Here is a 10,827-nt window from a genome sequence, read left to right as displayed (position 1 = left end):
ATAACTTACTATGAAAAAGGATGTCGTTTAAACCACCGGGAAAGCTGTAACAACCTTGGTGTCTATTACGCAAAAGGCGAAGGAGTTAAGAAAGATTATAAAGAAGCCAAAAAATATTATGATAAAGCCTGCAATAAGAATAACGGACTCAGCTGTAAAAATATTGGAATTTTGCTTATAAATGGCGGATTTGGTTTAAAACAAAACTATTACGAAGCAAAAAAATATTTTACAAAGGCCTGTGATTTATACAATGCTTCCGGTTGCAGTTTTTTAGGTGCTGTATACGAAGATGGTCTGGGAGTAAATCAGGATTTAGCAGAAGCCAGAAAATACTACAGATTGGCATGCAATAATAACGATGGTCCAGGCTGTGATCGTCTGGGAGATTTATATTTTTATGGTAGAGGAGTAAGCAGAAATTATAATATTGCCAAAGAACATTACGATAAAGCTTGCAAAGATTTAAAAAACGAAAATAGTTGTAATATGATTGGTGTTATGTATGAGCAAGGTGTTGGTGTTCCAAAGGATTATAAAATGGCAATGTTTCATTATAAAATGGCATGTTCAAAAAACTTAAATAATGAAGGGTGCACCAATATTGGCTATATGTATCTTAATGGACGTGGAGTTAATCAGAATTATAATGAAGCAATAGATATATTTGATGCGCATTGCTCTCTTGACCATAGTATCGGATGTTATGCCATGGGAAATATGTATGCAGCCGGCGATGGAGTAACACAAGACTATTTTAAGGCCAAAAATTACTTTGAGAAAGCCTGCAAGTTAAATAACGGCAATGGCTGTTCTGCCTTAGGAGCGCTGTACAACGAGGGGCTTGGGGTAAAGCAAAACTATCAGCTGGGGCACAAATACAGTGAAAAAGCCTGTAAACTGAACAGCTCTATTGGCTGTTTTAATGTAGGAATTGATTATTTCAACGGTTTTGGCGTTAAGAAAAACAAAAAGACGGCAAAATCATATTTTGGAAAAGCCTGCGACATGGGAAATCAGAAGGGCTGTGAGAATTACCGCCTGCTGAACTCAGTTGGACATTGACCCTTCATTTCCAACCTTTCGGGGTATGCTTCTCCGAAAGCATCATTTTTTCTCAAGGCCGTCAGTAACCCGAACGGCCTACGAGCTTCTTCATCTGCGGGTTGTTTTTGGCTCCTCTTGTCAGAACTTCAGGAGATATTTCCTGAGAAGCAGCACGGGAGCCTTTATTTCTTCCTCTCTCTTGCTCACCCTGCTTTTCCTTTCCATCTGTATTTACATTGGACTTGTTCCCCCTTTTCACTATAAGCCCCCGAGACGGTTATCAACAGGCAGGCCCCGGAAAATCCCTCAAAACCTCCCTGCCGGAGCCCCGAAAAATGCATCGCCATCCCCGGACACCTGGCAAAATCCCAAAAATCAGCCCTGAACTATCCACACTATCAGTGAACAAAACTGTGGATTGGGGATTTTTTTGAACTTTCCCAAAAATAGCTCTTGCTTTTAAGGCAATATGTGGTAGCCGCTCCGAAATTTCCGATCCTCCCGCCGCCGAAACACCGGATAAACCCAAGGCTGATAAAGTCCCGGAAAAGGTTTTGCAAAGCTTTCTGAGAAGCCCGGGGAGGATGCAAAAAGAGACCTTCAGGAAGAGGGAAAACGAGAGCAGGAAGATTAGCAGACAGACTAACAAACAGAGGAAAAGTCAGTGCCGGAATTGGGAACTTCTATCGCGGTCATGCTGCGCTTATCGTGCAAACGTGGCCACCAGATAACCGTTATGATAAACAAACAAACGGCCATCCATATACCTGACAGAAAGGCTGAGGCCTCTGTACCCCCTGGGAAGCTCATAACTCCTGCCGTGGTATTTCATTATGCCGTTCTGATCCACCATGCAAAATTCCCCGGGAAAAACCATGTAGCGGTAATGCGAAGCAATCCCCCGCCCCTTTTTGCGTTTTACATCTGCCACCACGATGTCAGGTTCCTGATGACCATAGGCCGGAAATAATTCCTGAGCCAGCCAGGAAACGGCATTCTGAACATCCGCGAGATCCCGAAGCACTCCGGAATAATCATTCAGGCGACGCACTATCAGATCCAGCGGAATATCCCGATTGCGGGAGATTTTCAGAGGAGCGACCTTGAGATGCGGCCTCCGGGCCTGCCATGTTCTGAAGTACGGGGAATCAAAAACCAGATGCCAGAAAAAGAGATCATCGGAATGATCCTTTTCCACAAAATAGACAGCGCCGCCGGGATTAATGGAGGCATAGGCCTCGGCGGTTTCAATGAAATCCCAGCATTTGTCCACGGTGAGCATCTCCCGGGAAAAGACCCTGACCTTGAACGGCATACCGGTTCTGAAACCGCCCAGAAGAAAAAGATCCGCTCTGGTTCCGTCTGCAAAACGAAACTCAATGCGGCTTTTCTCGAAGATAAAGAGATAATCTCCGGATACTGAGGTGTCAGATAAAACAGTCATGGCAAGATCTCAGAAACATCATAATGACATAAAAAGGACAGTCCCTTCGAGTATACTTTATCCATAAAAATCTGACAAAACACCTGTCATAAAAATGGGGACTGACAGCCAAATATGATAGAACTCCGGATTTACGGGGCTCTAAACTAACCCGATCCGGCTGCCTTGTTCTTCTTTCCCCTTGTTCTTCTTTCCTGTTTCTCCTTTGCTTTCCTGTTTTTCCGATCCTTATTGTTCTTCCTTGTTTCTCTTCCGCCCTCTGCCGCATCTTCCCGTCCTCAGCTTAAGGAAATTTGCACGCCCTGTTTTGGAGCAATATTCAGTTCCCGGCGCCCAGTAATGCACCGATTATTATCATTATTCTGCAGCAGGACGCCGAAAATTCTGTTTTAAGCCCTTTTTTTGAGGCATTTTCTCTTTTCATGCAAAAAAATCTTGCATGGTCAAACATTTTGGAATTAGAATTTGAGCGTTAATTTTTTAACTCAAAGTTTGTGGTTTAACGGCATGTTCACTGTAGCTTTTTACGCTTTACTTACCTGGTGGCGCACTCGTTCTTGCGAGTGGGGCTAAGTCATGCATTTTTAAGAATTTCTGCAGGAAACCCGCTCGCAAAAGCGGGTTTTTTTGTTGAAATTCAGGATACAGCAGAGATTATATGAGCAATACAAAACTTTCAGCTGAGGCCGGGTACGTACAAGACCCTCTGGCGTTGTTCTATGACCTGACCGATTCCGGCAATCGGAAAAACAACATTCTTCTGGAATCACTGGAAATTCACACCAAGGCCGGCACCCAGAGCATTCTGGGCATCGACAGCGCTCTCAGGATAAGCAGTCTGGGACGCCGGGTGTTTATCAGGGTTCTTAACGAAAACGGCTCCGGGGCATTGGCCAAGCTGCTGCCCCTCCTTCCGAAGACGGTCACCGTAACCCCGGCAGCTAACGGCGTTACCGTACTGGAATATCCGGAAACTGACAGGAACCTGGACGAGGATTCCCGCCTCAAGGCCCTGACGGTGCTGGACAGCCTCCGGAGCATTCTGGCCATTGAACCGGAAACCGGCAGTCATGAAGACAATCTCCTGGCCGGAGTTTTCGGGTACGACCTTATCACCGCAGTGGAAAACCTCCCTGAAGTCAAAGAGAGCTCCAATACCTGTCCCGATTTCTGCTTCTACCTGATAGACACCTGGATCACCGTTAACCACAAAACAAAATCCAGCTCCGTAAACGCCATTTCCTATCTGGAATCCGCAACCCCCGCCCTCAGCCAGAAGGTCAGCGACCTTGCGGCCCGGCTCAATAATTACGAAGAGGTGCAGAGACCCGCGGAAATTCCGCTGGGAGACGAACATATCGCCGTCAGCATCAGCGATGATGACTTCTGCGGCATTGTGGAAAAGATGAAGGGCTATATCTTCCAGGGCGATGTGTTCCAGGTAGTGCCTTCCCGCACCTTCTCCATTCCCTGCCCTTCTCCGGTAAATGCCTATCACTACCTTAAGAAGACCAATCCCTCCCCCTACATGTTCTATATGCAGGACGAGGACTTCATTATCTTCGGCGCCTCTCCGGAAAGCTCCGTGAAATACACCAGGGATACCAACGAGGTGCAGATGTACCCCATCGCCGGCACCAGAGGCCGCGGCAGAAAGCCGGACGGCTCCGTGGATCTGGATCTGGACAGCAAAATCGAGCTGGAGCTCCGCCGGGACATTAAGGAAAATGCCGAGCATCTCATGCTGGTGGATCTGGCCCGCAATGACATTGCCCGAATCAGCGTTCCCGGCAGCAGATACGTGCCTGACCTCCTGAATGTGGATCGCTACAGCCACGTAATGCATCTGGTTTCCCGGGTGGTAGGCCAGCTCCGTCCCGAGCTCGACGCCATTCATGCCTATCAGGCCTGCCTTAACATGGGCACCCTGACCGGAGCTCCGAAGATCCGGGCCACGGAAATCATCAGAGCCACTGAAAAGGAAAGACGCGGCAGCTACGGCGGAGCCATTGGCTTCCTCACCGGCCGGGGCGACATGGATACCTCCATTGTTATCCGTTCAGCCTTCGTCAGAAACGGCATCGCTCACGTGCAGGCCGGCTGCGGCGTAGTTTATGACTCCAATCCCCGGGACGAAGCCGAGGAAACCCGCAAAAAGGCCGCCGCAGTGCTGAATGCGATTGCGCTGGCTCACCACAAAACACTGGAGGAGATTCAGTAATATGGCATCTATCATCTTCATGGATAACTTTGATTCCTTTACCTACAATCTGGTGGATCTCTTCCGGAGTCTGGGTCATACCGTTACCGTTTATCGTAATTCCATTGCCGCCGACACCGTAATCAAGGCTCTGGAAAACGCCGGGGACACCCCGCTTCTGGTGCTCTCCCCGGGCCCCGGCACTCCCGAAGCCGCCGGCTCCATGCCCGAGCTTATCAGGAAGGCCGCCGGACGCTTCCCCATTCTGGGCATCTGTCTCGGCCATCAGGCCATCTGCCAGTACTACGGCGGCACCGTGGCTCCGGCAGGGGAAATCATGCACGGCAAGGTATCCTTCATCGAACACACCGGAAAGGATGTGTTTGCGGGGATTCCCAGCCCCATGCCCGTAGCCCGCTATCACTCCCTGGCCGCTACCTACGTTCCGGACAGTCTGGAAGAAATCGCCTCCTTCCATGGCATCTGCATGGCGGTGCTCAACCGCAGGGACAAGGTGCTTGGCTTTCAGTTCCATCCGGAGTCAGTAATGACTACCAGAGGAAGCGAGCTTCTTATAAACAGCATCAGATTTCTGACAGAATAACAGGGAGGCATCATGTCATTTCCAATTGCTGAAAAGCTTTATCAGGGACAGGATCTCTCAAAGGAAGAAACGCTGTCTCTCTTTCAGGATATTTTTGCGGGCAAAATCGATCCCGTCATGCTGAGCTCGGTGCTTACCGCTCTTAAGATCAAGGGCGAGACCCCGGTGGAAATTGCCGCTGCGGCCTCTGCCATGATCGGCGCCGCCACCCCGTTTGAACAAAAGCGGGACTTTCAGGTGGGAGAAATTGTGGGTACCGGCGGCGACGGCCACAACACCATTAATATTTCCACCATGAGCGCGGTGGTGGCCTCCTCTCTCGGTCTCCATATTGCCAAGCACGGCAACCGCGGCGTTTCCTCCAAATCAGGAGCCTCGGATTTTCTGGAAGCATTTGATATCAATATCAGAATGACTCCGGATCAGGCCTTCCGCTGTCTCGACGCCATCGGGCTCACCTTCCTCTTTGCCCAGGTCTATCACAGCGGCATGAAATACGCAGGACCGGTGCGCAAGGCTCTGGGCACCCGCACCATCTTCAATATTCTGGGACCGCTGACCAACCCTTCCCGTCCTGACTACATGGTTATGGGCGTTTACTCCAAGGAGCTTATCGGCCCCATGGCTCAGGCTCTGCATCAGCTGGGCATGAAGAAGGCGCTGGTGGTCTGGGGATCCGGCATTGATGAAATCGCCGTGCACGGCCCCACCTATGCGGCCATGCTTGATAACGGCTATATCACCTCCCGCATTATCACTCCGGACGAATTCGGTCTTGACACCTTCACTCTGGATGATATCAAGGGCGGGGAACCGGAAGAAAACGTGGTTATCGCCAGAAACATCTTCGAGGGCCGGGGCACTCCGGCGCAGATGGCGGCGGTGCAGGCTAATGCCGGCGCCCTGCTCTATGTGGGCGGCAAGGCCGGAAGCCTCCGGGAAGGCGCGGACATGGTGCTGGAGCAGCTTAAGAACGGCGGTGCCATGAGGCAGATCCGGGAATTCGCCCGCTTAAGCAAAATGATGGAGGCTTAGGTGTCAGAAGCAAAGCCGCTGACTCCGGGTTCGGAGCTCTCTTCCGAACTCCGGGAAAACCCGGATATCTCCGCGACCTCGGTAGACGGAAATGTTCTGGCAACAATTCTGAATGCCAAACCGGCGTGGATCCGGGACATGAAATTGCGTTTTCCGGAGGAGGACATTAAAAAAGAGCTCCCCAAAAGCGATCGCTCCTTTTATGATGCCCTTTCCCGGGGAAAAACCCGTTTCATTCTGGAATGCAAGAAGGCCTCTCCCTCCAAAGGACTGATCCGGCCGGATTTTGACCCCGTGGCCATTGCCCGGGTATATGAAAACTATGCCGCCGTGATCTCAGTGCTCGCAGACGAAAGGTTCTTCCAGGGCAAATACGAGTATATCCGCGCCGTCCGGAAGACAGTGCGGCTGCCGGTGCTCTGCAAGGACTTTATCTATGATCCCTATCAGGTGTATCTAGCCCGGTATTTCGGGGGCGATGCCATCCTCCTGATGCTGTCCGTGCTCACTGATGAGGCCTATCTCCGGCTTTCAGATCTGGCCCATTCCCTGGGCATGGGGATTCTCACGGAAGCCTCGGGAGAAGAGGAAATCGCCCGGGCGGTGCAGCTGGGAGCGAAGGTTATCGGCATCAATAACCGAAATCTCCGGAATCTCACCGTGGATCTGGGGCGGGTCAGCGACATGGCCCGGCTTATTCCGGAGGATCGCATTTCCGTAAGCGAATCTGGCATTCGTTCCCATGACGAGATCCTGAGTCTCCGGGATCATGTGAAGGCCTTCCTTATCGGAAGCTCCCTTACTGCCAGTCCGGATATTGAAAAGGCCGTCAGAAAGGTCATTCTTGGCGAAAACAAGGTCTGCGGCATTACCCGCCCCCGGGATGCCCTGAATTCCTGGCTGGCCGGCTTTGTCTGGAACGGGCTTATCTTTGCGGCTAAGTCCCCCCGGCATGTGACTCCGGAAGATGCCCGGGAGATCATCGCCGCGGTAAGAGCCGGGGGCGGCCGGCAGGATTTTGCCGGGGTTTTTGTCAACGAGGATAAGGCAAGAGTGGCCGAGCTGGCCTGGGAACTCCGGCTTGGCGCCGCGCAGCTTCACGGCAGCGAGGATATCTCCTACGCCCGGGAGCTCAGAGCTCTCCTCCCCCGGGAATGCCAGATCTGGAAAGCGATCCCGGTGGGAGCGGAAGGTTTTCCGGAAGAGAAGGTACGGGAATGGCTGGGCATCGCTGACCGAATAGTACTGGACACCAGTTCCGGAAACAGCTTTGGCGGCACCGGAAAATCCTTTGACTGGAAGACCATCTCTCTTGAGGATCGCTCCCGGATCACCGTGGCCGGCGGTCTCACCCCGGACAATATCCGGGAGGCCGTTCAGGAGAGCGGAGCCAGCGGCTATGACTTTAACAGCGGGCTTGAAGAGGCTCCGGGACTGAAGTCTGAGGATCTCATCTTCCGCGCCATGGCTGTGATACGGGATTACTGACGTGAGGCAAACCGATGTAAGGTGAACCGGTAAACCAATACGGCGGAGGGGATCTTAACAGCCGGAAACCGGGGTATCCCGGATTATCACCAAGGCTCAGATCCGGCCGCCCCCTAATGCCCGCCTGAAAAGCCCCCGAAAGCCAGTGCTGCCGGGGCTTTTGTTTTTGGCTATCGGAAAAAGCTCGAAAAATCCAAAGACGCAGCTATGTCCGGCCATGCATGTCTTACGCAGGATATTAAGCTGCTATTCGTCTTGTAACGTAAACTTCTCCAAAAACCGCAGTAATATTTTGAGCAATTTTAAAAATTGCTCAAATTTTGAACATCTGTCAACTTCTAAAGTTTATCCCTCTGAAGAAATCTGTCCCTGTTTTGCAGCAAGCATTTCCGCTTTAGTTCTTCGATTTCTCGGTTTGCTGTCCTTACTGCCCTTAGGTCTTCCAGCTTTCTTTTTCTCTTTTTCTTCTTTTGGGCGATATCCGTTTATCCTGGCCTCTTCAGCTTCCCGTTCCAGAGTCTTTTTGTTTTTACTGCCCTTGATGCGTCCGCGTTTTCTCTTTCCAAAAACTGCAGTTTCGCATTTTGGAACTTTCCGGATCTGGTCATCGATATTGGAGTTAATTCTTTGGTTGTACTCGTTCCCCATGATTTCAAGATGCTGTGCGGAAATCCCGAATTCATTCAGCAGACTCATTTCGGCAGTTCCGTGAGTACGAGTATACGAATACAGAGAATTAGCCATCTGGAGCAAACGCAAACGGCTCATTCTCTGAATCATGACATTGGTGTCAAGATTCAGTTTCTGGCACGCCAGCATGATCTCTGTTCTGATTATACTTCCGAAGAAGGCAACTGCAAATTTACTGCGAATGCTTTCTGTCGAATGAACCCTTGTTGCATGGAAGCCTTCCTGAGATTTAATGAGCGCGTACTGAGTTTCTGAAGTATCTCTCAGGTGGTATATCCGAAGACACTCTTCTGCTCCGTAATCCCGGGACGAGGCAAGAGAAAAATATCCCTTGCCATTCATTGCAAACTTCCAGTTTTCGTAGTTAAAGTTAACATGCCGAGTACCGTTATCGTCTGTATCAATATGAACATATTTTCCCATGCCATTTGATACTGAGGCTGTTTTGCCGGCTGCGATCAATGCTTCAATGCGACGCTTCTCCTGTCTTATTTCCCGGATCAGTTTAATTGACTGATGGCACCCCCTGGCTCCGTCGTAGTAGAGATTCACAAATCCCGTGGTCTCCGGATGGAGTTTAAACAGCTGCGTTTCCTCTGTAATGCCGAAGACACCGTCATCACTCACCGCAAACTCCGGCTGCCATGGTATGGTATCTCCGTGTTTCTTGACCATTGCTGTATGCCCAAAATGATCACCGTGCATCATAACAATGAAATCATAGCCGCATTCCCGGATTGTTTTGATAACCTCATCTGTACAAAAACCTCTGTCCAGAATGATGCCTTCAATTTCAATTCCAGCTCCATGGAGAAAGAGAGCAATCTGATGAAAGGCTTTGCTGTCAACCATCCCGCCTTCGTACTCAAAATACGTTATGGGGCGCCCGTCCTGTGCATTTACTGCGTACATATAGCTGACTATGCAACCCTTATTGTGACTTTTGGCATGTCCGGGTTCAGACAGTTCGCTTTTCTTAACCTCGCAGTCATTATTTGAACCGTCAATGCTGATCCATGCCTTGGTAACTCCCTTTTCTTTACAGTGTTCAAGCCATTTGACCTTGAATTTGTGGTGCTGCTCCTTTGTCAGATCCTGAAAAAGTCTGGAGTAGGCTGAATCATCCGGGCATTGTCTGGAAAACAGGATTTCATCTCGCATAATTTCCGAAAATGTCTCAGTTGCGGAACTGCGATTAAGCAAACTGAACATGCAGTAGTCAAGCAGCATGTTGCCGCAGGCTAGGCCATATACTTCCTGAAGCAAAGGATAAAGAGAGATTTCGGTGCTGACTCCCAGAGTCAGAGCGTACATGCCAAGGTGCATTTCCGCAGGCTTAAGTTCTTCCTCTCCATAAAACCTGACCCACTCATTACGATACTTATCGCGAAAGGTACTGTTAGGAAACATGGTTGACTCGGAAGCCATTCGGCCAATGCACACGGAATGCCGTTTCTGATCGTTCCCCAGAACGAAAATAAACGCAGTTCCGTCATGACGGTTGATGTAGGCCTCCGGCGGGATGGGAATGGCCGGCTTGTTCCAGAAAACTTTGCCCATAATTTACCTTGTTATATTCTGCAAATTTGTTGAATATAATTTGCAATTATAGAAGCTGTTTATTACACAAAAATCTATTCTGCTGTTTTGTTGATTTGATTATACAATTATAAAATGGATCTGTCAATAGCACAAACGCTTATTCCACAAGGATTATGCAAAGAAAATCACAAAAACTTAAAAGTCGGCGAAAAATACGAAAATGCGAATAGAAGGCTTGAGTTTTAAAGGATGGCGACGGAAGAATGGGGATTTAGATCAACTGCGGTTTTTGGAGAAGTTTACATGTAAGCGCATCAAGGAGGCCGGTTTTCTGATTTGGAACGCAGCGCGTTCCAAATCTGTCAATAGCGCTCTCAAGCATTAAAGCTAATCATTGCTGGCATCTTCTATCAGCTTTCGCTCCCTTTCTATTTCATGCTGCAGTTCTTCAGCCGTGGGTAGAGTCATCTGATATCTCGAGGCAAACATTTGCCGGGCATCATTCAGGACTGAAAACCTGGCGACAGTTTCATTCTTTTCAGAACAAAGAATAATGCCTATGGTTGGATTATCATCCGGATTCCGGTACAACGAATCATACATCCTGATATAACTGTCCATCTGCCCCACGTCAGTATGAGTAAGCCGCCCTATTTTCAGATCAATCAAAACGTGGCATTTCAAAATACTGTTGGAAATTCTACCCCTCTGTGACCACCCCTAGTGCTTTTTCGTGACCCTCAGTTCTCATTATCCTTTCACCCCCGCTTCTGAAAT

Annotated in this window: 8 protein-coding genes and 1 other annotated feature; of the genes, 5 read left to right on the top strand and 3 right to left on the bottom strand. The window is 49.5% G+C overall.

Features of this window, described 5'->3' with window-relative positions:
- The coding region (locus ACJROR_RS08710) for a hypothetical protein (RefSeq protein ID WP_406546786.1) at nt 1-1,065 on the top strand (1,065 nt) is incomplete at its 5' end.
- A gap of 685 nt (nt 1,066-1,750) precedes the next feature.
- Here ACJROR_RS08710 and ACJROR_RS08705 read toward each other — a convergent pair.
- A complete protein-coding gene (locus ACJROR_RS08705) occupies nt 1,751-2,491 on the bottom strand; it encodes a hypothetical protein (protein ID WP_406546785.1) in 741 nt (246 codons plus the stop codon).
- A gap of 534 nt (nt 2,492-3,025) precedes the next feature.
- Nucleotides 3,026-3,122 (top strand) — a sequence feature (Trp leader region).
- A 27-nt stretch (nt 3,123-3,149) separates the two neighbouring features.
- Here ACJROR_RS08705 and ACJROR_RS08700 point away from each other — a divergent pair.
- From ACJROR_RS08700 to trpCF, 4 genes are read left to right on the top strand one after another with little or no spacing between them, the layout of a single operon-like run.
- Complete coding sequence (locus tag ACJROR_RS08700) at nt 3,150-4,712, top strand: anthranilate synthase component 1 (RefSeq protein ID WP_406546784.1); 1,563 nt, start codon at nt 3,150-3,152, stop codon at nt 4,710-4,712.
- A gap of 1 nt (nt 4,713) precedes the next feature.
- Nucleotides 4,714-5,295: an aminodeoxychorismate/anthranilate synthase component II gene (locus ACJROR_RS08695; RefSeq protein WP_406546783.1), complete on the top strand. Its 582-nt coding sequence runs from the start codon at nt 4,714-4,716 to the stop codon at nt 5,293-5,295.
- A gap of 12 nt (nt 5,296-5,307) precedes the next feature.
- A complete protein-coding gene (gene trpD, locus ACJROR_RS08690) occupies nt 5,308-6,330 on the top strand; it encodes an anthranilate phosphoribosyltransferase (protein ID WP_406546782.1) in 1,023 nt (340 codons plus the stop codon).
- Nucleotides 6,331-7,818 carry a bifunctional indole-3-glycerol-phosphate synthase TrpC/phosphoribosylanthranilate isomerase TrpF gene (gene trpCF / locus ACJROR_RS08685; protein ID WP_406546781.1) on the top strand — a complete coding sequence of 496 codons (1,488 nt, stop codon included), beginning with the start codon at nt 6,331-6,333 and terminating at the stop codon, nt 7,816-7,818.
- A 345-nt stretch (nt 7,819-8,163) separates the two neighbouring features.
- Here the strand turns inward: trpCF and ACJROR_RS08680 are convergent, their stop codons facing one another.
- Nucleotides 8,164-9,774, bottom strand: a complete 1,611-nt coding sequence (locus ACJROR_RS08680; protein WP_406546780.1) for a hypothetical protein — start codon at nt 9,772-9,774, stop codon at nt 8,164-8,166.
- A 663-nt stretch (nt 9,775-10,437) separates the two neighbouring features.
- Nucleotides 10,438-10,734 (bottom strand): PDDEXK nuclease domain-containing protein, encoded by a 297-nt coding sequence (locus ACJROR_RS08675; protein WP_406546779.1) that lies wholly within the window; start codon nt 10,732-10,734, stop codon nt 10,438-10,440.
- Nucleotides 10,735-10,827 lie beyond the last annotated feature (93 nt).

It is taken from the genome of Succinimonas sp., from assembly GCF_045225735.1.
Taxonomy (GTDB): Bacteria; Pseudomonadota; Gammaproteobacteria; order Enterobacterales; family Succinivibrionaceae; genus Succinimonas.
The sequence above is the reverse complement of the archived record's forward strand: the minus strand, read 5'-3'. Positions and strand labels throughout refer to the sequence as shown.

Excerpts from the sequence above, each read along its gene's own strand:
- ACJROR_RS08705 (WP_406546785.1), bottom strand. The coding sequence starts at position 2,491 with ATGACTGTTTTATCTGACACCTCAGTATCCGGAGATTATCTCTTTATC.
- ACJROR_RS08700 (WP_406546784.1), top strand. The coding sequence starts at position 3,150 with ATGAGCAATACAAAACTTTCAGCTGAGGCCGGGTACGTACAAGACCCT.
- ACJROR_RS08695 (WP_406546783.1), top strand. The coding sequence starts at position 4,714 with ATGGCATCTATCATCTTCATGGATAACTTTGATTCCTTTACCTACAAT.
- trpD (WP_406546782.1), top strand. The coding sequence starts at position 5,308 with ATGTCATTTCCAATTGCTGAAAAGCTTTATCAGGGACAGGATCTCTCA.